Raw genomic sequence first — 24617 nt, forward strand, 5'->3', positions numbered from 1 at the left:
AATGCAAGTCTACGGCACGGAAATCACCTCCCGGCTGCTGCTTGGCACCGCGCAATACCCCGCGCCCTCGGTGCTGGCAGAGGCGATAACATCCAGCGGCACAGAGATCATCACCCTCTCGCTGCGCCGGGAAACCGCCGATGGCGACGGTGCTGGGTTCTGGCAGGGGTTGCAACAGGCTGGCTGCCATATTCTGCCCAATACGGCCGGCTGTCATTCGGTGCAGGAGGCGGTGACCACCGCCCATATGGCGCGCGATCTGTTCAACACCGCCTGGATCAAGCTGGAGGTGATCGGCCATGCCGACACCTTGCAGCCGGATGTTTTTGGCCTGGTGGACGCGGCCCGGATTCTGGCTGAGGACGGCTTCCAGGTCTTTCCATACACCACGGATGATCTGGTGGTGGGGGAAAAGCTCTTGGAGGCGGGCTGCGAAGTGCTGATGCCCTGGGGCGCGCCGATCGGATCGGGTCAGGGGCTGCGCAACCCGGATGCGTTGCGGGCGATGCGGGCGCATTTCCCGAATGTTCCGCTGATCGTCGATGCCGGCATCGGCCGCCCCTCAGATGCGGCGCAGGCAATGGAGCTGGGCATGGATGCGGTATTGCTTAACACGGCGGTCGCCAAGGCAGGCGATCCGGCAACGATGGGCCGCGCGATGGCATTGGCGGTTGAGGCCGGCCGCCTTGGATATGTGGCAGACCTGATGCCACGCCGCGACATGGCGGTGCCCTCAACCCCGGTTCTGGGACTGGCAGAGCTGACATGAAAGAGCAAAAACCGATGCAACGTTTCTATCTGATCGTCGGCCATGTGGGCCGGTTGGAGCTTTTGGTGCCGCAGGGGGCCAAGCTGGTGCAGCTGCGGATCAAGGATGCGCCAGAGCCAGAGCTGCGCCGCCAGATCGCCCGCGCCCGCGATTTTTGCGCCGTGCATGATGCGCAGCTGGTGGTCAATGATCACTGGCAAATCGCGCTGGATCTCAACTGCAACTTTGTTCACCTCGGTCAGGAAGACATGGCCGAAGCTGATTTTGCCGCCCTGCGCCGCGCCGGGGTGCGCTATGGGCTGTCCACCCATGATGAGGCCGAGCTGGAGCGCGCCCTCTCGCAGGATCCTGCCTATGTGGCGCTGGGGCCGGTCTATCCGACGCTGCTGAAACAGATGAAATGGGCCCCACAGGGGCTGGATCGTGTCAGCCGCTGGAAAGCCCTGGCCGGGGCAACGCCGCTGGTGGCCATCGGTGGCCTGACACCTGATCGCCTGCCGGGGGTCTTTGCCGCCGGGGCTGACAGCGCCGCCGTGGTCACCGATATTCAACAGGCCGAAGACCCCGAAGCCCGCTGCCGCCAATGGGCCAAGGCCTGCGCCTGATGTCGCGCTATGCCCGCCAGATGATGCTGCCCGAAGTTGGCCCCCAGGGGCAGGCAATGCTGGCGCGCGCCCATATCCTGGTGGTTGGGGCCGGCGGGCTGGCGGCACCGGCGCTGCAATATCTGGCAGGCGCCGGCATCGGCCACATCACCCTGCTGGACCCCGACCAGGTAGAGCAAAGCAATCTGCACCGGCAGACCCTGTTCACCATGCAGGACATCGGCCGCCCCAAGGTGGCAGCGGCACGCGATCATCTGATGGCGCGCAACCCGGATCTGGCGCTGCAAGTGCAGGAAACCGCCCTGACAGCCGACACTGTTGACCGGCATCTGACAGAGGTCGATCTTGTCTTGGATGGCGCTGACAATTTTGCCACCTCCTATATTCTGTCCGATGCCTGCCTGCAGCGGGCGCTGCCGCTGATATCCGCCTCGGTGCTGGGGCAGCGCGGCTATGTCGGCGGCTTTTGCGCTGGCGCGCCCTCGCTGCGGGCGCTGTTCCCGGACCTGCCCGAGACCGCCGCCAGCTGCGCAAGCGGTGGTGTGATGGGGCCTGTGGTTGGCATGATTGGCGCGCTGCAGGCGCAGATGGCACTGAAGGTTCTGCTGCATCACGCCCCTTCGCCATTGGGGCAGCTGATGCAGATGGATATGGCCAATCTTAGCCTGGGCAGCTTTCGCTTTGACGGCGCCGACGAACCCGCCACCCCGCTGCGTTTTACCAGCCCGGCACTGATCGCCCCAGAGGCCCAGGTCATCGACCTGCGTCCCAAAACAGAGTCCCCGGACCTGATCACCGCCCAGGCCCGCCGCATCCTGCCCACAGAGATCGCGGCGGCTGATCTCTGCCCCAACCGCCCGATCGTCCTGTGCTGCCGTTCGGGGCTGCGCGCCTGGCGGGTCGCGCGTGATCTGCAGACGCGCGGCTTTGCACAGATCGAAATTATCGCTGCCGGAGCCATCGCATGAACCGCGTTCTTGTCATCGCCGGCACCGATAGCAGCGGTGGCGCCGGGTTGAGCCGCGACACGGCCATGGCCACCACCCTGGGCTGCGAGGTCGTGCCGGTGGTGACGGCCGTGACCGTGCAGACCAATCAGGCGCTGCAGGCCATCCACCCGGTGCCGCCGCAGATCATCTCGGCCCAGATCCGCGCCGCCTTTGACGACAAACGCACCGCGCCAAGGGCGGTGAAAATCGGCATGATTGGCAGTGCCGAGGCAGCGCGCCTCCTGGCAGACACCCTGCCCGAGGGCCTGCCCATTGTGCTGGATCCGGTGCTCAAGAGCAGCTCTGGCGGCACATTGATGTCGCTGGACAGCCTGACACCGCTGCTGCGCCGGGTCACGCTTCTGACCCCCAATCTGGAGGAAAGCGCCCGGCTGAGCGGGCTGACGCCAATGCCGCGAAATACTGAGAATCAATGCATTTCCACACAAGAACCACCGCAAGACGATCTGGTGCTTTTTCGGCGCCAAGCGCAGATCATACAGGCGAAAGGGGTTGCTGCGGTGCTGATCAAAGGGGGCCATGCCGACGGTGATTGCAGCGTTGACCACCTGTTCAGCCCCCAGGCCCCACAGGGCCATCGCGCCTATGCCGCGCCACGTCTGCCCCTGCAAAAGCGCGGCACCGGCTGTAGCCTGGCCACGGCGCTGGCCTGTTCCCTGGCCGCAGGCGCCAGCCTTGACCAGGCCTGCACAGAGGCCAAGGCCGCAGTCAGTGCCTGGCTGGCACAGTGAGGGGGGGGGGACCGGCAAAAGATGGGGCCGACAAGGACTGTGGGTTAGCCTGACAGACCTTGCCGGGTTTCCTGGCCAACCCGCAGCATGCTGAGGCTTTGCAGCAGCAGCGATTTGGAAATGGGCTTTTGCAGGAAATAATCCATACCAGCCGCCAGACAGGCGTCGCGATCTGTATCAAAGGCATTGGCGGTCAGGGCAACAATCTGCGGCTGCGCGATATCGAGCGCGCGAATTTCGCGGGTGGCGGCCAGGCCGTCCAGCTCTGGCATCGACATATCCATCAGGATAATATCCGGCAGAGATTGCTTGCACAGGGTCACCGCCTCGCGGCCATTGTGGGCCTCGGTAAGGTGGATCCCCACCCCTTCCAGATATTTGCACACCAGCAGGCGGTTGGTTTTGTTGTCCTCAGCCAAAAGCACCCGACAGCCCGCCAATATCGCAGTATCCAGCAGGGCGTCGACGGCAGAATTGCTTTTGGGGCCAATTGGCTTGTCAAAATTCACCGCAACCCGAAAGCGAGAGCCTTTTTCCTTTTGGCGGCACAGCTCTATGCCGCCGCCCATACGCTGCGCCAGAATGCTGGAAATCGTCAGCCCCAGCCCGGTGCCGCCAAAGGCGCGGGTGATGGCCGCATCCGCCTGTGAAAAGCGATCAAAGATATGTTCCGCCTGGCTGTCAGAGATGCCGATTCCGGTGTCGTCGACCGAGATGTGCAGCTGATAGGGATCCTCTTTCAGGCAGCCAACTTTTATGTCCACCCCGCCCTGTGCGGTGAATTTCACCGCATTGCCAACTAGGTTGACCAGAATTTGCCGCAGCCGCCCATCATCGCCATGCACCCGGTCCGGCAGATCATCGGCGAACTCAACCGAGACCCACAGCCCCTTTTCGCGGGCCTTGGGGCGCAGCAGGTTGACCGCCCCGGCCACACAGTGGCGCAGGTCGAAATCAACCGGGTTGATCGCCAGCTGGCCGGATTCAAGGCGTGACAGATCCAGGATATCATTGATGATCTTCAGCAGCGCATTAGAGGAATCCCTGATCGTATCAAGGTATTGCCGTTCCTGTGGGCCAAGGTCCGAATTTGCCATCAAATCCGCCATACCCAAAACACCATTCATCGGCGTACGGATTTCGTGGCTCATATTGGCCAGGAATTCCGATTTGGCACGATCAGCCCGTTCGGCAGCGATTTTGGCGTCATTCAGTTCATTGTTGCGTTGCAACAGGGCTGAATTCGCCTCGATCAGCTTTTCACGCAGATGCACATCGCTGGTTACATCCATATTGACGCCGATCATGCGCAGCCATCCATCCCCATCCACATAGGCGGTGCCCATGGCGCGAATGTGCTTTTCCTCATTCGTGGGCAGCAAGATGCGGAATTCCGATGCGTAGCTGCCCCCCGCATGTGACGAATCCCTATGCTCTTGCACGGCCCGTTTGTGATCATCGGGATGCAGATGGGCTTCCCAGGTACCAAAGTGGACAGGATCATCAGCACCAAGACCATACATCTTGCGCAGGTTCGCATCCCAGATCACCACGCCTGTCTTGGTGTTCACCTCCCAAATGCCGATCTGCGATATCTCCACCGCGACCTCCAACCTCCGAGAGATGGTTTCCAATTCATGCTCGCGGCCGCGCAGAGTGCTAATGATGGCGCGCCGCGCAGCAGACAACCGCCCGGCGGTGTATATCGGAACCAGTATCAGGGTTCCCGCCACAAACAGGACTGCCCGCCAGGGCCAGGGATTGCCTTGCTGTGCTTCCCAACCGCCCTTTGGCCGCGCCGCGATCTGCCAGGACCCGCCGGGTAAAAAGACATCCACCCGCACCGGCCTGTCCGTCACGATATCGGGATCTCCGTAAAACTGCTCCCCCTTGGCCCCCATGCCATCGCGCCCAATAAGGGCCACCTCGATCCCGAGGTCCTCTGACTCCAGACCATGCCTGGCAAAAAAGGGTTCCGTTTTGATCACAGAGGACACGATCCCCCAGAAGTACCGCCCCTCACCCGTGCCAGCAAAAACCGGAAAGCGCCCAAGCAGCGCATTGCCGCCCTGCACCAGCGGGACGGGGCCGGTCAAGATCAGCTCTTCCGTGTCACGCACCCGCATGACAACCGCCCGCTGGCTTTCGGTATGGTTGTAATCCAGACCAAGCGCTTCCTCATTGCCCGCAAGCGGGTAGATCATTGACACCACCATATCAGGGGCAGCAGCAATATGGCTGATACTGGTATTGGCGCCAATCACCCGCTCGGACAGCTCAGAAAACCTCTCCTGGTTCATATCTGGTTCAGCCGAAAGCACCGCAACCAGGCCGCGCGCCACCTGAATATCGCTGTTCAAGGCGCCTTCGAAATTTGATTTGATTCGATTTGCCTCGCGCCGCACCTCGGCGCGCAAAGCCCGGTCATGAACTTCAGCGTTCTTTTGCTCGGAATAATATCCGCCAGCCAAGATTACCAAAAATGCAATGACAATAAGAGTGTAAGTGGCCCTTACCAGCCCCCAAACGGGTTTTTCAGAAGGTTCTACCACAGAGTCATACCACCACACCCAAAAGCGTATCTATGAATTCCTAGGGAAAAAACGTTAATTATTTCCCCTATTTTTACAAATCCGCATACAGCAAACAATACCGCAACCTAGCAAAGCTGCATTTAGACAAACAAGTCCTTGTGCGTAATACGAGAGTCTCGCCGCTGCAAATAGCCCTGAATTTCGGCAGGGTCAAAGCCAACTTAATGGCGGGGTCAAGGGATAGGGCAGCAGCGACAGGCGGGCGGGCCTCTGCGGCCTGTATTGCCCTCCGGGCCATGGGGCAGCATTGGTGGACATCCGGCGGCGAGGCAAAATCCGTTGCCGTCCTGCAGCACCGTCATGGCCAACGGCGGCACCTGGACCGATATGCCAGTGGTCAGCGGCGGTGGCGATGCGGCCATGACGGCGCTGCGGTGCAACTGAAAGGCCCCGGCACTCAGGAATGGTACGAAGAAGGCCTGCTGGCCGATATTTCTTCCGTCGCCGACGGCTCTGGCTGCGGGCAAGGGTTTTCTCTGTGCTTCAGCACCGGGAGAGAGGTTCCTGTACAATGTCGACAGCTTTGCCATGTTCGATGTCACCGGCAGCGACAAAACAGAGGGTCAGGCGCTCTTGGCCAAGCTGTTCGTCGGGCAGAACTTCCAGAAGGTCTTTGACCTCAACGAAGGTTCGATCCCGGCCCGCACCCGCCGCGACAAGGATGGGCTGCAGATCGTAATCGCCCGCCCTGACGGCAGCCCGATGATCCTGCACAGCGAGCTGCAGCGCGAACTGCCCGCAGATGTCATTCTGGGCCTGCGCCCCGAAGACATTGCCAAGGCCGGGTTTCACAGTGGCCGTGCCGTGCAGGCTTCCCCCTGTCGCATTGATCTGGTAGAACCTGCCGGTGCCGATACCTATGTGGTCTCGCAACTGGGCGGCAAACAGGTCACGGCGCGACTACATGCTGAAACCAAGGCGCAACCCGGCGCGATGCTGGATCTCGCCTTTGATCTGGCCAAGGTTTCCTTCTTTGCCCCCGCTACAGGTGAGCGCTTGAATTGACGACACAAAGACTGATTGCAGATCTGGGCGGGACGAACTGCCGGTTGGCGCTGGTTTCCGGCACAACGGTGGGACAGCCACCCGAGAGCCTGTGCAGATATCGCAATGATGATTTTGCCAGTTTCTCTGCCCTGTTGCGCCACTACCTGGCGGATCAGGGCCAGCCAGAAATCCGTGAAATCGTCCTGGCCGCTGCCGGGCCTGTGGCCGATCAGACCGTAAGGGTCACCAATCGCGACTGGTATATATCCGCCCAGGATCTACGACAGGAATTTCACCAGGACAGGGTGCATTTGTTCAATGACCTGAGCGCTTTGGGCCATAGCCTACCGGGATTGCAAGGCGCGGATCTGGCGCAGATCCATCCCAGCGCCGACGCCAGCCACCAGGACCAGAGACTGGTCATCGGCATTGGCACCGGGTTCAATATCAGCCCGGTCATTGCCAGCGACACCGGCGTGATCTGCCCCAGGGCAGAATATGGACATGTGGCGCTGCCGCTGGATCTCTATCAGGCCATGGTTGCGGAAATCGGCCCGCGGGCGGCCCCGTTCAAAACGGTGGAATGCTGCTTTTCCGGCCGGGGTTTTTCTGCGCTCTTTGCAGCCTTTGCCCCAGACAGCCCCCCCCGAAGTGGGCCTGAGATCATGCAGGCGCAGGACGATGCAACCTGCACCGCCTTTTTGCGCTTTTATGCCCGGCTACTGGCGCTGCTGTGCCGCAATCTGCTGAAAGGGTTCTTGCCACGTGGCGGGCTGTTCTTTGCCGGAACCGTGGCGCGCAACCTGCTGACCAGCCCGGCCCAGGGCGATTTTCTGACAGAATTCACCCGCCCGGACCCACAGTTCCCCGAGATCACCGCCCCGGTGTTTTGCATCCTCGACGATGGTGCCGCCCTGAAGGGCTGCGCCGCGTTTCGCTTTCCCGCGTCCTAGGCGCAGGCCGCAGAACCCGTCAGCCCTCAACCGCCTGCACCGCGCGGGCCAGCCAGGTTTGCACCTCTTCATTTACCTTGGGGGCGACCGCCGCCCGCTGCAACAGCGGCAAGGCCTTGGCGTAGTGTTGCTGTTTCGCCAGGCTCAGCCCCAGCAGCCGCCAGATCCTGGGCGTATAGCCATATTGGTCAGCGGCAGTTTCCAGCACCGCGCTTGCTGCTTCAAACCGACCTAGCTGTTGCAGCACATCGCCATAGCAGACCTCAAGATTGCGGATGATCGCGCCGGAGGGGGCCGCGGTGCGCGCATCGCCCCGCCCTGCCACGTTGACCGCTGCAGCCACGCAGGCCCGCGCCGATTGCAGCGTGTGCAGCGCTTCTTCCCTAGCCCCCAGCCGCAGTTGCACCTCGGCACGGCCCGCGTGCCAAGCCAGTTCCGGCACCCCCGGCGGCACCGCCTCGGGGACCGTTTCAATCCAGTCTGACAACAGCCCATCAGGATCCCGCCCTAGCTGCCGACCCAATCGATCCGCCATCAGAACCGACCAGGGGTGGTGCGCATGTTCGCGGCTGACCCCACAAATCACATCATGCGCCGCCTTGTATTTTCTCTTTGCGATCAGACGCACGACCCGCCGCCGATCAGCCGCCCCCGGCAAGCTGGCAACCAGGAACTCTGGCTGCACCTGGCCGCTGATCACCTGCATGGTTTGCGCGGCCTGCGCATGCAGCATGTCGGCATGCCCACCGGGCAGCACATGCACGGCAACCTCACCGCTGACAAAATCCTCCCAGCCGAGGGCGATCATTGCCAGCGACACCAGGCCCGGGCGTTCTGCCCGCACCAGGCTCATATTTGCGTTTAACACCCGCAGCCCATGCGCCCGGCGCCGGGTCTCTGCCGCAATCGAAGCGGCCGTCCAGGTGGGATTGATCGGCTGGGGCCTATAATAGCGTAGCCCGTGATCAATGACCGTCAGCCCGGCAGGCGGCGCCTTGAGCGCCACCAGCTGGCGCGCCGTTTCAAAGGCCTCGGCTCCGCCATAGGAAAACCCGGCCAGATGCAGCCCATCAGCCGCAAAGCCCTGGTGCAAGACCTTGGCGAAATAGCGGGTGTGATCGGCAAAACTGACTTTTGCATCAGACACAAGGGTTGCTGACCGCTGCAGCTGATAGACGCTACGATCCGGCGGCCCATGCGCCAAGAGATCCGTCAGGTTTGGCCCCGTATCCACCAGACCGGGCAGCATCACCAGCGGATCTGCCGCCCCCCCCTGCCTGGCACAAATCAGCGCCTCATGCAGATCAAGCGGCGCAGCCGCATCCAACAGGGCCGTCAAGCCTGCCGGGGTCGGATCGCCAAAGGCTTCGGCCACTGGCAGATGGCAGGCGGTGCGCGCACGGATCAGCGCCAACAGCCGGATCATCAACAGCGAGGTTCCGCCAGAGGCAAAGAAATCCTGCCTGTCACCTGTCGGCATACGGCCCAAGACCTGTTCCCAGGCCTGGATCACCACAGGGGCCAAATCAGGATCCAGCGACGGGCTTTGCCCCTGCCCCTTCAGCGCCTCCTGCGCCTGGCGCAACAGCCCGGCACGGTCGATTTTACCCGAGCCATTCAGCGGCAGGCTGGCGCAGGGCAGCAGCAGCCCCGGTACCCAGGTCGAGGGCAGATTGGCCTGAAGATGGTGCCGCAGGGCTGCGTTTGCATCGCCCGCCCGGCCCGCATCCATATCGGCGCTGCCGTTCTGGGTGACATAAAAGGCAACCAGAACCCTGCGCCCGGCCTCTCCGGCGGCGACGACCGCAGCTTGCGAGGCCAGGCCACTGGTCTGGATCAGGTTTTCAATCTCCGCCGGTTCGACCCGCTGGCCGCTGATTTTAACCTGGTCATCCAGTCGCCCCAGATAGGCAAGCTGCTGCCCCCCAGAACCCGGTTCCAGCTGCAGCCGCCCCAAATCGCCACTGCGATACCAGCGGCGCCCCTGCACTTCCTCGCCAGATGCTAGACCGGTGGAGACAAAGCTTTGGGCACTACGTTCTGCATCCCCGTAATACCCGGTTGCGATCCCGGGACCTGAAATCCAGATCTCTCCCATGGCACCAGGCCAGGTCGTTTGGCCATTTTCATCCATGATGGCAACACTATAGCCTGGAAATGGCTGCCCCAGATCAGAGCCGACAGGACGCCTGTCCGCGCCCTCACAGGCCGCAGGCAGCACCTGTTTCCAGGTGGTAAAGACCGTGGCCTCGGTCGGGCCATAGACATTATAGAGCCGCCCCACCTGTGGCAGGATCCGCGCAGCCAGCGCCGGGCTCATCGTCTCGCCGCCGATCAGCGCCTGCAGGTGCGGCAGGCTCGGCAACCCGGCCTCTAGCAGCATGCGCCACAGCGAGGGGGTGGCAAAGAAATGATGTGGCGCGCTGCGTTTCAGGCTGTCGCACAGGTGCCAGGGATCACGGCGAAGCGCCTCTGGCACCATCACCAGTTCACCGCCGCTCACCAAGGGGAACAGCACCTCATGGAGGATGCTGTCAAAGGTCGTGCTGCTGACAGAGAGCAGACGATCCCCCGGCTGGGGCGCAAAGACGGCGCAGGTTCCGGCCAGGTGGTTGGCCAGGGCGCGATGCGGGATGGCCACGCCCTTTGGCACCCCGGTAGAACCGGAGGTGAACATCACGTAGGCCAGATCCTCGGGTTCACGTCGGACAAAGGGCACCGCCATCGCCGCCCCGTCTGCCTCTGGCGGCAGGGGCAATAGGGGCGCCACCCCCAGCGCTTGCGCCAGCCCCGCCTCGGCGATCACATGGCTGGGTTGGGCACTGTGCAAAATGCGTTTCAACCGCTCTGGCGGATCCTGCGGCGACAGGGGCAAAAAGGCGCGCCCGCTGCGCAGGATACCAATCAGCGCCGCGACGAATTCCGCCCCCCGTGGCAGCGCCAGCGCCACCAGATCCCCAGGCCCACCCGGCGCCTGCAAAAGAGCATTGGCCCAGGCGGCACTGGCAAGATCCAGATCGCGGTAGCGCCAGGGCTGCGCTGCGGAATCATCGCCTGTCATGCGTAGCGAGCGGCGCTCTGGCCAGCGAGCGAAGGCCTGCTCTAGCAACTGCCCCACTGCGGGGACCGGGCCGTCAGGCGTCGCAGCAGGCGGCTGGCTGAACGACGGGCTGAACAACGGGCCAGGCAGAGCAGAGCAGGAACCGGCAGCGGCTATTTCAGCCGCATCCTCGTCAATCGCCGCGTTTGGCGCCTTTAGCCCAGCGGCAAGGCTGGCCAGGATCTGCGCCACGATCCGCCCACAGGTTCCTGCCTCAAAGCGCGCTGCCTGCCACAGCAACTCGCCCCTATAGCCAGTCGCGGTATTTTCAAGATTGAGCACCAAGGCAAAGGGGCTGGCACTGCTGGCCTGCGCATATGGGCTGACCTCGCAGCCCGCAAGGGCCAGCGTACCAGTGGCAAAGCCACGATAGTTCAGCAGAACGTTACAGGGGACCTCCGCGGGGGGCTGGTCTTGGTTCCGGTCTTCTGCACCTATGAGGGCCTCGGTCAGAGAGACCTGCTCCCCCTGGCAAAGCTGTGCAAAACTGATCCCGCGCGGCAGAGCAGTGCAAATTGGCAGGCTTTGAACAAAGGCACCAAGCATGGAGTGCAGGCCCGGCGCATTGCGGTTCATCATTGTATTGGCAAGGCAAAAATCGCGCTGCCCCGAAATCCGGAACAGGGCCAGACGCAGGGCAGCCAGCAACACCGCCCCCGGCGAGAGGCTCAGCTCTGCGGCCAGGCTCTCTACGGCGGCGCGGCTGGCGGCATTAATTGTTACCGGCGTGGATTTGCATTGATAGCACGGCACCGCAGGCGGTGCGTAGTCATAGGGCAGTTGCAGGCCCGATTGGGATGCCGACCGCGCGGTCGGGGTTTTGCCCACCTGGCCCGCCGCTTTGGCGTGATCGGCAAAATCATAGGCCGGGCGCTGCGGCACCAGATCCGCCTCGGCATCCTGGGCATAGAGCTGCCCCAGCTCTTGGCAGAATTGGGTCAGCGACCAGCCGTCCAGGATGGCGTGGTGATAGACCAGATGCAGCAGCCAGCGCTGATCTGCCAACCGATAGGCCCGCAGCCGCAGCAAGGGCCCCACCCCATCAGCAAAGGGCCGCTGGCTTTCAGCCGCCATACGCGCCGCCAGCTCTGTCTCGTTCTGGCGCAGATCGACCAGGGTAAAATCTGGCTCTTGGTGTTCCTTGACGATCATCTGCAATTCGTCGCCCTGTTCGAACAGGCTGCACCGCAGGCAATCGTATTTGGAGGTCAGGCGCTGTAGCGCAGAATGGCAGGCCTCTGGCTGAAACGCCCCTTCGATCTGCCAGGCGCGGTTCACGTTTGCCAGCCCCTGACCGGGCGCGAACTGATCCAGGCACCAGAAGTTTTGCTGCACCAGCGGCGCTGGCACCACCACATCACCGGCGGGGCGACGGATCTGTTCTGCCGATGGCCGCCGGGACTGGCGCAACAAACCGCGCAGCCGTTGGCGCAAAGAGCCCTGCGCGTCACCCATCTTCCTGTTCCTCGGTCTGCCCCTGTGGGAAACATTCTGCCATCGGCACCGAAATCACTGTCGGCCCCTCGGCCACCAGCGCGCTGCCTAGCGCCTGCCGCAGGGCCTGTGGCGTCGGGGTCACCTCAGCACGTGCGCCCCAACCACGCGCAATGGCGGCATAATCCACCTGCTGATGATAGCGCAGCACATCCGGGCTGCCTTCACCCGGGAACCAATTGTCCTGAAAGGCGCGGCCATTGATACCGCCATTATCCGCCACCACGACAACGAGGCGAGCGCCATGTCGGCGAGCGGTTTCCAACTCGCTTGACGACAGCCCAAAACCGACATCCCCCACCAGCGCCACAACTGCACGGTCTGCATCCTGGTCCTGCTGCGCCATTGCGCTGCCCAAGGCGAAGGGAATGCCCAGGCCAATGGTGCCATTCTGCCCCAGGGTCATCCGCGAAAAGGGCTGCTGCACCGGCCAGAGCAGATGCCCCGCCGCCAGCCCGAGGCCGCTGTCGATGATGCTCAGCGACTCTTCGGGCAGCCACCGGCCCAGGGCGGCACAGAGCCGGTTCATCTGCATCGCCGCGCTGCCGGGATCTGCCTGCCGACCCAGCCTGGCCAGGGCGGAAAGATGGTTCTGGGTCAGATCAGCGGCCCAGGCGCTACGGTGAACCACCGAAGAGGGCGCGGTCTCCGGCACCGCGTCCAGCAGGGCAAGCAACACATCAATATCGGGCAGAATTCGGTCAATCCGCGCCTGGGCAGAATGCGGGAACTGGCCGCCAAAGCGCCAATCCAGATCCGCACCACAGAGCAGCAGATGGTCACAGTTCCCCAGCCCCTTCTCCTTCGCCATAAAGGTGCTGCGCGGGTGGCGATCCGGCAAGAGACCACGCCCCATCGGGCTGGCCAGCACTGGCAGCTGAAGCCTGTCAACCTGAGCCTGCAGGCGGCGAGTCTTATCCGGCGTCAGCGGTCGGGACCAGCGCAGCCCCTCGCCCAGGACAAGCAGCGGTTTTTGTGCCGCAGCCACCCCTGCCACAACAGCAGGATCCGGCGGCAAAGCGCATTGAGCCGGGGCAGCAGGTAACGGAACGGGGGTCACATCTGTTTGGCGAAGATTGAGCAAGCCCGCCCGCACCTCGACAAAGACCGGCCCGCAAGGGACGCTTTGCGCCAGCTGCACCGCCTGCAAGATCCCAGCCGCCAGCCCATCCCGCGCCGTGAGCCGTACCACCGCCTTGCAGCTAGCAGCAGCGATCTCAGCGCCATCAAGATCCTGGAAATTGGCCTGCGGTCCGGCGGCATGTGCATCGGTATCTGGCCCAGGCTCACCATTCTCGCCGGGGCCTTCATCGGGAGCATTCCCCATCAGGGCCGTAATCAACACCATGGGCCAGTGGTTGCCCCTGGCATCAGACAGGCCGGTGATCGAATTGGTCACCCCCGGCGCGGGCGAGCACAGCGCCACCGCCCGAAACGCCCCACAGCGATAGTTATGCGCCAGTGCCGCGCTCAGCGCGCCGGACTGGCTGCGACAGCCAATGACCTGAAGCCCGCTTTCGGCACAGGCGCCAAGGGTGGCATACATCGGGTTGCCCGGCAGCGCGTAGACATGGGTGATCCCTGCACTTAGGAAGGCCTGCGCAATGGCTTGATGCCCGCTGGGGGCCTGCCGCTGCTGCAACCGGGTCCGCAACAGCGCCGCCCGCTTCCCAGCGGCCTCAGCCCGCTGATCAGGCGCGGACCCGTCAATTGCGACCGTCATGTCTCTGCGACCTCGTCCACCTCGGCGAGGCTGCGCACCACCTGATCCAGCTGTGCCAGATCCTGATCGCTCAGCCGACCCAGCACAAATGCGGACAGGCCTGCCGGGGTGGGGTGGCGAAAGATCACAGTGGGCGGAATATAGCAGCCAAGCAGGTCGCCGAGGGTGACGGAAAGTTCAACACCCAGAATGGAATTCCCGCCCAAATTAAAGAAGTTATCATCTAGGCCTATGCGCTCTTGACCCAGAATTTCAGCGGTAAATTCGCACAGGATGATTTCAACAGGCGTCACAGGGGCCCGCATTGGCGCAGAAAAATGCCCCTGCAGGGCAGACCACATCTGCAGGCGCTGGCGCTTGCCGGTGGCCCCGACGGGGATCGCATCAACCACGGCAATCTGGCTAGGCACCTTGTAATCCACCAGCCGTTCAAACAGGCGCAACCGGATCGCTTCGCCTGTCAGATCCGTGCCCGGCGCCAGACAGACCGCCGCCAACAGATCTTCGCCAAGGCTGGCATGGGGCTGGGCAAAGGCCACCGCATCAGTGATGCCGGGGATAGCAATCAGCGCTTCGTCGATTTCGCGCGGAGAGATCTTTTGCCCGCCACGGTTGACGATTTCCTTGCACCGCCCGGTCAGGCGAAGATAGCCATCCTCATCCAAGGCGCCAAGGTCACCGGTCCAGAAACCCGTCGGCTGAAAAGCCTCCAGATTGGCGCTTGGGTTTTCGACATAGCCGGGCGTGACGCCTGCGCCGGTTATCACCACATTGCCAACCACGCCAGCAGCGCAGGCGGTGCCCTGGTCATCCAGAATAGCAACAGATGTCCCAAAGGCCTGCCCCACGGTGCCGGGTTTGCGCACCGCAGGCGGCAAGGGGTTGCTGGCGATCTGATGGCTTGCCTCGGTCATGCCATAGGCCTCGATCACCGGCGCCTCAAAATAGCCCTCCAGCCGGGCGATGACCGAGGGCGGCAGCGGCGCCGAAGAAGAGCGGATAAAGCGCAGGGCATGATCCATCGGCGCGGCGCGCTGATCAAGATGATGCATCAGCGCCAGGTGCAGGGTCGGCACGGCCGAAAACCAGGTGGGCCCATGCCGCAGCAGACAGTCGACAAAGCGCTCTGGCTGGAACCGCCCGGCCAGAACTACAGCGCCCCCCGCCACAAGCGCCGCCCCCAAACAGGCCATCAGGCCATGGATGTGAAACAGCGGCATAGCACAGAGCGAAATATCCTCATCGTTCAACCGCAGCGACTCTGCGATATTGGCGCTGGAGCTGGCAAGGTTTTCCTGGGACAGGGCCACCATCTTGGGGCGCGCCGTCGTGCCAGAGGTATGCAGGATCAGCCCCGGTGCATCAGCCGCCGAGAGCGCAGGCAGATTGCCACCCACCGCCCCGATCTGGCTGACCTTTTGGGCTGCTGTGACCTGTGGCGCGGCTTGAAACACCTCATCCCCGAGGCGCAAGCTGGGCAGGCCACAGCTGGCAACAGCCGCCTCGGCCGCCGCCGTTGCGCCCGCGCCAAGCAGCACCAGACCGGGCTGCAGATCCTTGAGGTAAAATAGAAATTCATCGCGCGTATAGTCGGGGTTCAGCGGCGCTGCCACATGGCTCTGCAGGCAGGCCACAAAGGCAAGTGCCGCATGGCGCGGCTGGGGGGCAATGATGGCAATACGGCTGCCTGCTGGCAGACCGGCAGCGGCAAGGCCCGCGCGCACCTGATCCATCGCCGCAAGGCAAGTGGTGCCGCTCAGCGGGCCAAGATCATTGCAAATAAGGGCTGGCAGGTCGGCCCGCCGCATCAGCCCCGCCCGCAACTGGGCTCCAAAATGTATCACGGGTGTCCCTCAAAAGTCCGGTACAATGCCAAATCAATAGTCTAATTTAAACAAAAATGAGAAGTATTCTGCCCGTCCACATAAAGCAAGACGCAGCTCGCCTGCCGCAAAGAGCGCGCCGCCAGGGGGGGCGCCCCTCGCCTGTGGTTGGTCACCGCGCGATCCTGCCTGTCATCACCGCCGCAAAAATCCGGGGGAAAAACCGGTTGAGCAACGCCGAGAGGCGGGCGACACGGCCGACGGGGAGGAAATCGCGCCGCCGGTCCAGCCCTGTCAGGATATGCTGCGCCGCGCTTTCCGGGCTCATATAGTCCATCCCATCCGCTGCGGATCCGGGACGGGCGATGCCACTATGGCCTGCCACTGCTGCCTGCGTCTGTGCATCTGCGACCTCTGGGCGGCCAAGGTTGGTGGCGATAAAGCTGGGCGCAGCAATCACCACCCGCACGCCAAATGGCTTTTCCTCGCAGCGCAGGGATTTGAAAAACCCCTCTAGCGCGTGTTTGCTAGCGGCATAGGCGGTACGGTGGTACAGCGGGCAAAATCCCGCCACAGAGGAAATCGCCAGATGGGTGCCGCCCGCCCGCCGCAGATCCGCCTGTAGCGCCTGCGCCATATCAGTGGCGGCAAAATAGTTGATGTCGAACACCTTTCTGTGGGCCGCATCGCTGAGATCAGCGCTGGCACCAATCCAGGTGATGCCAGCATTATAGATCACCAGATCAATCGACGCCTGGGTGCTGCTAATCTCTTGGCACAGGCGACGCAGCTGCACCCGATCAGTCAGATCGCAGCCATAGGTCCGGCGGTTGGGCAATGGGGCCAGCGCCTGCAATTGCGGCCCCGGCAGGTCAATCAGCACCGTCGACCAGCCACGTGCCCGCAGGCCTGCGTCCAGTGCCAGACCCAGCCCGCCCGCGCCGCCCGTGATGACAGCAGTCTTTCCCGGCCCATCTGGCACGCTCATAGCCCGGCGGCCTTTTGCCACAGCGCAAAAACCTCGGCGCTCGTCAGCTCTGGCACATAGCCAAAATCCCGCTTCAGCTTGGTATTGTCCAGCACCGGCCGGTATTGCAAAAAGCGCACCTGCGCCGGGCCATAGCGCGACAGGCCCAACGGGTGCGCAATCGCCAGCGCCAGTTTCACCCCCCAGGCCGGCAAGCGCAGAACCGGCTTGTTCAACGCCCGCGCCAGATCGGAAACGCCCAGGCTTCCATCGCCAGCGACGTTGAAGATCCCCTGCGGGGCAGCTTTGATCGCGCGCTTCAGGACCCGGGCCAGGTCCTGTGTCCAGATGAAGACAAAGGGGCTCTCGCTGCGAAAAAGCGCCAACAGGCGCGGTTTGTGAAACAGCGCGGTGATCTGGTTTTCCATCCCCGCGCCCAGCACTGTTCCCACCCGCAGCACCACCTGCTCCAGCTCTGGGGATTCGGTGCGGGCCTTGGCCAGCATCTCTTCGACCTGGCGCTTGTGGTCGGCATAGGCGAATTCCGCATTGCCGCGCAGCGCGTCGCTTTCGACCAGGGGCATCGGGTTGTCGGCGTGATAGCCATAGGCCGCCCCCGAAGACGTCACCACCAGGCGCTTGACCCGGTGGAAGAGACAGGCATTCAGCACATTGCGCGTGCCCTCGACATCCACCGAATAGGCAAAGGCGCGGCTGGTTGGCGTCACAATCGAGGCCAGGTGAATCACCACATCCGGCTTTTCATCCCCCATAACCAGGCCCGGTGCTCCGGCGCGGACATCCATGGGTACAAAACGCATGCCCGCTGGGAGGTTTGCGGGACGGTACAGGTCCGTTGCGACCACCTCATAGGGGCTTGCGGCCAGTTCCTGCAACAGGGCCGAGCCCACATCCCCGGCGGCGCCGGTAATCAAAATCTTGGTCATAGCTGCGCCTCTGTTCGGGATATGACATGGGCCAGGCATAGGCCAGAGACAGCATGCCAGATCCCCCAAAGGGCCGCCACCACGGCCATGCCACCCAGCCCGTTGAAAAAGCCAAAGATCAACACCAGCCCCAGGCCCGAATTCTGGATGCCGGTTTCAATGGTGATCGCGCGCCGATCATAGGACGACAGCCCGGCCAGCCGCGCTGCGCCATAGCCCGTCGCCAGAGCAAGGGCATTATGCACCACAACCAGGGCACCGACATATTGCGCATAGTCCAGAAAAAACCCCCAGTTTGCCGCCAGCGCCAGCACCACAAAGGCCAGAAAAATCAGCATCGACAGGTTCTGCAGCAGGTGCCTGACCCGGTTGGCCAGGACAGGACGGCGATTGTTCAGCACGATGCCCAGCACCAGCGGCAGGATCAACATCAAAGAGACGGTGACACCCACCTGCACCGGATCAATATGCACCCGCTGCAAGATCGCCTGCGCCGGGGCATATAGCTGCCCCCAAAAGGCAATGTTCAGCGGCGTGATCACAATGGCCCCAACCGTGGCAAAGGCCGTCAGCGACACCGACAGCGCCGCATTGCCCCCGGCCCTGTGGGTGATGAAATTAGAGATGTTACCCCCCGGACAGGCCGCCACCAGGATCAACCCCAGCGCAATAGACGCCTGCGGCTGCAACGCAAGGATAAGCAGATAGGTCAGGCCCGGCAGCAGGAGAAACTGCGCAATCAACCCGGTCAGGACCGGCTTTGGTGCCCGCAGCAGGCGGTGAAAATCACTGGTTTTCAGATCCAGGGCGATCGAGAACATGACAATCGCCAGAATGGCATTCATCAGCAGCAGGCTAGAGGCGCTGAAATTCAATACAACGGCGTCAAGATCCTTCATGTGCCCCCCTGCGTCAACGCCGAGATCCAGCCGGTGACGGATTTGCGGTAGGTCGCCTTGTCGACGTAATAGGCCATCCGGGCAAGCTTGAGATACTGCATACCGCCTGTTGCCCGCGCAAAATCGGTGGCTTTGGTGGCCTGCAACCGCTGCGCCGCAGGTGCCTTATCGCCAATCCCGGTGATGTAGCGCGCCACCATCTCGGCCTGTTCATGGCGCCCCTGCCACCCCAGCCCCGAGGCCTCGACCATGCCCAGCACAAACAGGTCATCGCGTTCTGGGTGCATGCAGTTGAGATAGAGATGCGGTGCCGCCCCCTGCCAGTTCAGCAGCTCCCTGTCGATAAAGGGATAGTGCAGCAAATATCCGGTGGCCGTCAGGATCATGTCATAGTCCCCCTGGCTGCCATCGGTGAAATAGACGGTCTTGCCGCTGATCCGATCAATATCGGGGCGCACCGTCAGATCGCCATGACCGGCATGAAACAGGATCAGCGAATTCACCACTGGGTGGCTCTCGTAGAGGGCATAATCGGGCTTGGGGAAGCCGTATTTCTGCGCATCCCCCACAAACCATTTCAGGATCATTCCATCCACCCGACGTTTGAGCCACATCGGCAGGCGAATGGCACCGCCAAGAGTATCGGCTGGCTTGCCAAAAACATACTTGGGCACAAAGTAATAGCCCCGCCGCATAGAGATATCGCAGCTTTTGCCATGGTGGATCGCATCGACAGCAATGTCGCAGCCGGAATTGCCTGCGCCGACGATCAGCACCCGTTTATCGGCAAACTGGCGCGGATCACGATACTGGGCAGAATGGATCTGTGTACCGCTGAAGTCGCCCTTGAACTGCACGGTATTGGGTTCGGCCAGGGTGCCATTGGCGATCAGAACACCGGCGAAAACATCGCTATGTTCTGCCCCAGTTCCATCGCGCCAGGTCAGGCGCCAGCCCGCCCCCGAAGCCCCAAGCGGAACACAGGACAGCACTTCGCAGGAAAACGCATAATGCTGATAGAGATCAAAATGCCGGGCGAAATCGCGGAAATATCGGCGCATTTCGCGGTGCGACGGGTATTCGGCCACTCCCTCATCCATCGGGAAATCGGCAAACTCTGTCATTGTCTTGGACGAAATCAGATGCGCGCTGTCATACATGGTAGAGCGCGGTGCCGTGATGTCCCACAGGCCACCCACATCTGAATGCAGTTCAAATCCCTGAAAGGGAATGCCTTGTTGCTTCAGCACCTTGGCCATGGCCAGCCCCATTGGCCCGGCTCCGATCAGCGCATATTTTGCTCTGACAGCGCTGTCCTGCGCTGCCTCTGGCCCTGCCGTCATTCATCATCCTCCCAAATGGTACCCGCTGGATACCTATTTAGATTGAACGACTGTTAAAAATAGGGCAAGGTAATTCTGACATGACAGAAAAAGTACCCGAAAATCAGCGCAAACGCGCGCCAAGCCAGCGCTCTCTCGCCACCCGAGACCGAATATTTGATGCAGCCGAACAGCTCTTTGCAGACCGTGGCTTTGAAGGGGCGTCGATTCGTGACATCGCGCGCGCTGCCGGGGTGCAAGGGGCGCTGGTCAGCCATCACGGCGGCAGCAAAGCAGCGCTGTTTGCCACGGTGGTGGCCAGGCGTGCGGAAGAGCTGTCCAACCTCAGACTACAGGCGTTGGCAGCTGCAAAAGCACAGGCCCAATCAGACGCTGAGGTGGCATTGCCCCTGCGCCAGGTGCTGCACTGCTTCCTTGCGCCCTTCATCCACCAGATCCTGCATGGTGGTGCCCACTGGTCGGCTTATGGGCGCCTGATTGCGCATGTGTCGTCGGATCCACGCTGGCAACAGATCGCCCAGAACTGTTTTGACCCAACCGCCAGGGTATTCCTGGCAGAGATCGCAGAGACTTTACCCAAAGCGGATCCACAGAAAATCAGTGCCTGCTTTGTCTTTATGGTCTCTGCCATGCTGTCTCTGTGCACCTCACGCTGGCGCATCACCGACCTGTCCCAGGCCGAAACAGCCGAGGACCTGACCGAAGCGCTGCTCGACTTTTGCGAGGCGGGGTTTCGCGCCTAAAGCGTTTCGCACCACATCCACCTTGGCGAACGCGGATTTGCAGTAAACGATTTCAAAGTGTTATGCGGTGCTTGATACCCCACGCAGACCGCAAAACGCTGCAGGATCAGACCGCAGGCCCTGCGCCCCACCCCACCCCATGCGCCAAGAGCCTACGCTGTACCCGGCCGGGATAGTCCGAAATGATCGCATCAACGCCCTGGGCGATCATCCGATCGATATCCGCCACCTCGTTCACCGTCCAGACAGCGACAAGCAGCCCTAGCGCCTGCGCACGGCGCACATCCGCCGCAGTCACATCCAGATAATGGGGACACCACAGCGCCCCGCCCGCCTTGGCAACCAGATCAGGCGGGCTGATCCCCGGAGCCGTCAAATCCGGGCAGTCCGGCATGGCACTGTCTTCATCGGCATCGACGGCATCGGCGACATTCTGCGGCAACTGGGTCAGGAAAGAGGTCGGAATTTCCGGCGCAAGCCGGGCGCATTCCGCCAAGAGCGACCAGTCAAAGCTATGCATCAAAGTCCGCTCTGCCAGGTCAAAGGCACGCACCTCTTGCACCACAGCGTCCACTACCCTGACGCGCGCTGCCGCGTCTTTCAGCTCGGCCGGGTCTGACTTGATCTCAAGCATCAGATGTACATCCTGATATCCCGGCTGGGCAACCCGCGCGCATAGATCGCGCAGACGCGGGATATGTGCGCCATACAGAAAGGCCTGATCCGGAAAGTGCTGGCCATAGTCACTGTTGCCATCCAGTCCCCCCACATCCAACTGGGCCAGATCTGCCCAGTCCAGATCCGCCACTTTGGGTTCATCACCACGCAGCCATTGCCCTGCCGCATCGCGCACAATAGAACGCGTCAGCCGGTGATTATGGGTGATCACTGGCACAGTGTCGCGGGTGACCACCACGTCGAATTCCAACAGGCGCACGCCGCAGCTCAGGGTAAAGTCAAACCCCTCCATGGTGTTTTCCGGCATGACCCCGCGCGCGCCCCGGTGGCCCACCACGCGAATGATGCCCTCCTGACGCGAAAAAGCCGCAAGCTGGGGATAGCGCATCAGGCCTCCAATCGCTTTTGAGTTTCAGGATCGAACAGATGCAGCAGCTCTGGCGTCACCGCAAAGCGGTGTACCGTGCCCATTTCGGCGCTGACATGACCAGAGACCGAGGCAACCATGGCATGATCCGTGCCGCTCAGCGTGCCGTGCAGCAGGGTATTTGCCCCCAGCTGTTCGACCATCTCGACCTCAATCGCAATCGGGCCGGCCGCATCCGGGATCAGGTGTTCCGGGCGCATACCCAACAAAACCTGCCCGCGCTGCGCCAGGCCCGCGACAAGTTTGATGCCCGAGGGCAGCAACAGGCCATCTTCTTCGGCGGTGGCGGGCAGGAAATTCATCGCCGGGCTGCCAATGAAGCCGGCCACAAAGACCGAAGCAGGACGATCATAGAGTTCAATCGGGGTGCCGAACTGTTCCACATAGCCGCCGTTCAGCACCATCAGGCGGTCACCCAGGGTCATCGCCTCGACTTGATCATGGGTCACATAGATCGAGGTCACCCCCAGACGCTGCTGTAGCTTGCGGATTTCCAGCCGCATCTGCACCCGCAGTTTGGCATCCAGGTTTGACAGGGGTTCGTCAAACAGGAACACCTGCGGGTCGCGCACAATCGCCCGCCCCATAGCCACCCGCTGGCGCTGACCGCCAGACAATTGCCGCGGCTTGCGGTCAAGGTATTGATGGATTTCCAGAATATCCGCCGCCTCTTCCACCCGTTTGTTGATTTCGGCCTTGGAAAGTTTGCGGATCTTCAGACCATAGGCCATGTTTTCCCGCACGCTCATATGCGGATAAAGCGCGTAGTTCTGGAACACCATGGCGATATCACGCGCGGATGGTTCCAGCTCATTCACCCGGCGCCCCGCAATGGCGATCTCGCCAGAGGTGACGGTCTCCAGCCCCGCCACCATGCGCAGCAGGGTGGATTTACCGCAGCCCGAGGGGCCAACGATGACGATGAATTCGCCATCGTTGATCTCGCCCTCGACATGGTGCAGCACTTCAGTGGGACCGTAGGATTTGGTCAGGTCGGTCAGTTTGATTTCAGCCATTGAGGGGCGTCCTATTTATCGGTTTCCGTCAAGCCCTGCACAAAGAGCTTTTGCATCGAGATGACGACAAAGATTGGCGGGATCATCGCCAAAAGCGCGGTCGTCATGATGATATTCCATTGTGGGCTTTGCTCGGCTGCCTCCAGCATCTGCTTGATCGACATGACGATGGTGGTCATCGAGGTATCGGTGGTGATCAGCAGCGGCCAAAGGTATTGGTTCCAGCCAAAGATGAAGAGGATCACAAACAGCGCCGCGATATTGGTGCGCGACAGCGGCAGCAGGATGTCAAAGAAGAACCGCATCGGCCCTGCCCCGTCAATACGGGCACTTTCCAGCATTTCATCCGGAACCGTCAGAAAGACCTGGCGGAACATGAATGTCGCGGTGGCCGAGGCAATCAGCGGGATCGATAGCCCCCAATAGCTGTTCAGCATTCCCAGATTGGCAACCACCTCGAAGGTCGGCAGGATCCGCACCTCTACCGGCAGCATCAGGGTGATGAAGATCATCCAGAAGCAGGTCATGCGGAAGGGAAAGCGGAAATAGACAATGGCAAAGGCCGAGAGCAGCGAAATGGCGATCTTGCCCAGCGAAATCATCATCGCCATGGCCAGGCTGTTGAACAGCATCAGCCAGACCGGTGCCCCTTCGGTGCCGCTGAGGCCAGAGCCAAACAGCGTCTGTTTCAGGTTGTCCCACAGGTGCGTCCCCGGCCAGAGCGGCAGCGGCACCTGGGTCATGCGTGCCGCATCATGGGTGGCGGCAACAAAGGTGATCCAGATCGGCAAGGCGATGGCGATCACCCCCAGCACCAGCATGAAATGGGTCAGGATCGCGGTGAGAGGTCGATTTTCAACCATCAGTATTCCACCTTTCTTTCAACATAGCGGAATTGGACAATGGTCATGGCAATCACCAGCACCATCAGGACCACCGACTGCGCCGCAGAGCCGCCAAGGTCGAGCCCGACAAAACCGTCATTGAACACCTTGTAGACCAGAATGGTGGTCGAGGACCCTGGCCCCCCCTGGGTCACCGCATGGATGATCCCGAAGGTCTCAAAAAAGGCGTAGACCATATTGATCACCAGCAGGAAGAACGTCGTCGGCGAGATCAGCGGCAGAATGATCGAAAAGAACCGGCGCCCCGGCCCGGCCCCATCAATGGCGGCGGCTTCGATCACACTGTTGGGGATCGACTGCATCGCTGCCAGATAGAACAAAAAGTTATAGGCAACCTGTTTCCAGGCCGCCGCCAGAATAACCAGCGCCATGGCCTGATTGCCATTCAGGTAATGATTCCAGTCAATGCCAAAAAAATCGAGGAAGTAGGGAAAGATCCCCAGCGTTGGGTTGAACATGAACACCCAAAGCGCACCTGCCAGAACCGGTGCCACCGCATAGGGCCAGATCAACAGGGTCCGGTAGAACATGGCACCGCGCACCACCCGTTGCGCAAACCCCGCCAGAAGCAGGGCCACGCCCATCGACAGCGCCGCCACCAAGAGCGAAAACACCGCCGTGCGCAGAAAGGCATCCAGATAGTGCTGATCCGCCCAGAGGGCCTCGAAGTTTTCAAACCAGACAAATTCAGACCCAAGCCCAAAGGCATCTTCGATCAGGAACGACTGGTACATGGCCTGGCTGGCGGGCCAGATGAAAAAGACCAGGGTGATGGCCAGCTGCGGTGCGACCAGCAGATATGGCAAGGGAGAGGAAGGAAAGTGGACGCGTTTCAGCATGTAGTGCCCCGTTCGTGCCGCGTGTAAAACGAAACCATGCCGCCAAAGACAGGCGGCATGGTTC

Annotated in this window: 18 protein-coding genes and 2 pseudogenes; 8 read left to right on the top strand and 12 right to left on the bottom strand. The window is 61.9% G+C overall.

Annotated features, from left to right (window positions below):
• Nucleotide 1: 1 nt before the first annotated feature.
• From P2081_RS01385 to thiD, 4 genes are read left to right on the top strand one after another with little or no spacing between them, the layout of a single operon-like run.
• Nucleotides 2–769 carry a thiazole synthase gene (locus tag P2081_RS01385; protein WP_278921082.1) on the top strand — a complete coding sequence of 256 codons (768 nt, stop codon included), beginning with the start codon at nucleotides 2–4 and terminating at the stop codon, nucleotides 767–769.
• 14 nt (nucleotides 770–783) lie between these two features.
• A complete protein-coding gene (locus P2081_RS01390) occupies nucleotides 784–1374 on the top strand; it encodes a thiamine phosphate synthase (RefSeq protein WP_278921083.1) in 591 nt (196 codons plus the stop codon).
• Nucleotides 1374–2342, top strand: a complete 969-nt coding sequence (locus P2081_RS01395) for a HesA/MoeB/ThiF family protein (protein ID WP_278921084.1) — start codon at nucleotides 1374–1376, stop codon at nucleotides 2340–2342. The genes P2081_RS01390 and P2081_RS01395 overlap by 1 nt, the downstream gene beginning before the upstream one ends.
• Complete coding sequence (thiD, locus tag P2081_RS01400; protein WP_278921085.1) at nucleotides 2339–3115, top strand: bifunctional hydroxymethylpyrimidine kinase/phosphomethylpyrimidine kinase; 777 nt, start codon at nucleotides 2339–2341, stop codon at nucleotides 3113–3115. The genes P2081_RS01395 and thiD overlap by 4 nt, the downstream gene beginning before the upstream one ends.
• Before the next feature lie 44 nt (nucleotides 3116–3159).
• On the opposite strand, the gene P2081_RS01405 is transcribed toward thiD, so the two are convergent.
• Entirely contained in the window at nucleotides 3160–5475 is a 2316-nt protein-coding gene (locus P2081_RS01405; RefSeq protein ID WP_278921086.1) for an ATP-binding protein, read from the bottom strand.
• Between the two features lie 398 nt (nucleotides 5476–5873).
• Here P2081_RS01405 and P2081_RS01410 point away from each other — a divergent pair.
• From P2081_RS01410 to P2081_RS01420, 3 genes and pseudogenes are all read left to right on the top strand, one after another.
• Nucleotides 5874–6357, top strand: a pseudogene (locus P2081_RS01410) (hypothetical protein); the annotation flags it as partial.
• Nucleotides 6343–6714, top strand: a pseudogene (locus tag P2081_RS01415) (TOBE domain-containing protein); the annotation flags it as partial. The pseudogenes P2081_RS01410 and P2081_RS01415, both read left to right, overlap by 15 nt.
• Nucleotides 6711–7649 (top strand): glucokinase, encoded by a 939-nt coding sequence (locus tag P2081_RS01420; protein ID WP_278921087.1) that lies wholly within the window; start codon nucleotides 6711–6713, stop codon nucleotides 7647–7649. The pseudogene P2081_RS01415 and the gene P2081_RS01420, both read left to right, overlap by 4 nt.
• 19 nt (nucleotides 7650–7668) lie before the next feature.
• On the opposite strand, the gene P2081_RS01425 is transcribed toward P2081_RS01420, so the two are convergent.
• The 7 genes from P2081_RS01425 to P2081_RS01455 all read right to left on the bottom strand — a co-directional run bounded on the left by P2081_RS01425 (nucleotide 7669) and on the right by P2081_RS01455 (nucleotide 19945).
• Nucleotides 7669–12204 carry a non-ribosomal peptide synthetase gene (locus P2081_RS01425; RefSeq protein WP_278921088.1) on the bottom strand — a complete coding sequence of 1512 codons (4536 nt, stop codon included), beginning with the start codon at nucleotides 12202–12204 and terminating at the stop codon, nucleotides 7669–7671.
• Nucleotides 12197–13966 carry a thiamine pyrophosphate-binding protein gene (locus P2081_RS01430; RefSeq protein ID WP_278921089.1) on the bottom strand — a complete coding sequence of 590 codons (1770 nt, stop codon included), beginning with the start codon at nucleotides 13964–13966 and terminating at the stop codon, nucleotides 12197–12199. The genes P2081_RS01425 and P2081_RS01430 overlap by 8 nt, the downstream gene beginning before the upstream one ends.
• Complete coding sequence (locus tag P2081_RS01435) at nucleotides 13963–15810, bottom strand: non-ribosomal peptide synthetase (protein ID WP_278921090.1); 1848 nt, start codon at nucleotides 15808–15810, stop codon at nucleotides 13963–13965. Before P2081_RS01435 ends, P2081_RS01430 begins: the two co-directional genes overlap by 4 nt.
• Nucleotides 15811–15961: 151 nt before the next feature.
• Complete coding sequence (locus P2081_RS01440) at nucleotides 15962–16777, bottom strand: SDR family NAD(P)-dependent oxidoreductase (protein WP_278921091.1); 816 nt, start codon at nucleotides 16775–16777, stop codon at nucleotides 15962–15964.
• Nucleotides 16774–17703 carry an SDR family oxidoreductase gene (locus tag P2081_RS01445; protein ID WP_278921092.1) on the bottom strand — a complete coding sequence of 310 codons (930 nt, stop codon included), beginning with the start codon at nucleotides 17701–17703 and terminating at the stop codon, nucleotides 16774–16776. Before P2081_RS01445 ends, P2081_RS01440 begins: the two co-directional genes overlap by 4 nt.
• Nucleotides 17700–18602, bottom strand: coding sequence for a bile acid:sodium symporter family protein (locus P2081_RS01450; protein ID WP_278921093.1), 903 nt, complete (start codon nucleotides 18600–18602; stop codon nucleotides 17700–17702). Before P2081_RS01450 ends, P2081_RS01445 begins: the two co-directional genes overlap by 4 nt.
• Nucleotides 18599–19945 (bottom strand): flavin-containing monooxygenase, encoded by a 1347-nt coding sequence (locus P2081_RS01455; RefSeq protein WP_278921094.1) that lies wholly within the window; start codon nucleotides 19943–19945, stop codon nucleotides 18599–18601. The genes P2081_RS01450 and P2081_RS01455 overlap by 4 nt, the downstream gene beginning before the upstream one ends.
• A gap of 80 nt (nucleotides 19946–20025) precedes the next feature.
• Here P2081_RS01455 and P2081_RS01460 point away from each other — a divergent pair, with 80 nt between their 5' ends.
• Nucleotides 20026–20688, top strand: a complete 663-nt coding sequence (locus tag P2081_RS01460; protein ID WP_278921095.1) for a TetR/AcrR family transcriptional regulator — start codon at nucleotides 20026–20028, stop codon at nucleotides 20686–20688.
• Nucleotides 20689–20794: 106 nt separating this feature from the next.
• On the opposite strand, the gene P2081_RS01465 is transcribed toward P2081_RS01460, so the two are convergent.
• The 4 genes from P2081_RS01465 to ugpA are packed head-to-tail and all read right to left on the bottom strand — an operon-like array spanning nucleotide 20795 to nucleotide 24553.
• Nucleotides 20795–21754 carry a glycerophosphodiester phosphodiesterase family protein gene (locus P2081_RS01465; RefSeq protein WP_278921096.1) on the bottom strand — a complete coding sequence of 320 codons (960 nt, stop codon included), beginning with the start codon at nucleotides 21752–21754 and terminating at the stop codon, nucleotides 20795–20797.
• Nucleotides 21754–22809 (bottom strand): sn-glycerol-3-phosphate import ATP-binding protein UgpC, encoded by a 1056-nt coding sequence (locus tag P2081_RS01470; protein WP_278921097.1) that lies wholly within the window; start codon nucleotides 22807–22809, stop codon nucleotides 21754–21756. The genes P2081_RS01465 and P2081_RS01470 overlap by 1 nt, the downstream gene beginning before the upstream one ends.
• A gap of 11 nt (nucleotides 22810–22820) precedes the next feature.
• Entirely contained in the window at nucleotides 22821–23672 is an 852-nt protein-coding gene (gene ugpE, locus P2081_RS01475; protein ID WP_278921098.1) for a sn-glycerol-3-phosphate ABC transporter permease UgpE, read from the bottom strand.
• Entirely contained in the window at nucleotides 23672–24553 is an 882-nt protein-coding gene (gene ugpA, locus P2081_RS01480) for a sn-glycerol-3-phosphate ABC transporter permease UgpA (RefSeq protein WP_278921099.1), read from the bottom strand. The genes ugpE and ugpA overlap by 1 nt, the downstream gene beginning before the upstream one ends.
• Nucleotides 24554–24617 lie beyond the last annotated feature (64 nt).

The sequence above is a fragment of the Pseudophaeobacter profundi genome (assembly GCF_029697505.1).
Lineage (GTDB): Bacteria > Pseudomonadota > Alphaproteobacteria > Rhodobacterales > Rhodobacteraceae > Pseudophaeobacter > Pseudophaeobacter profundi.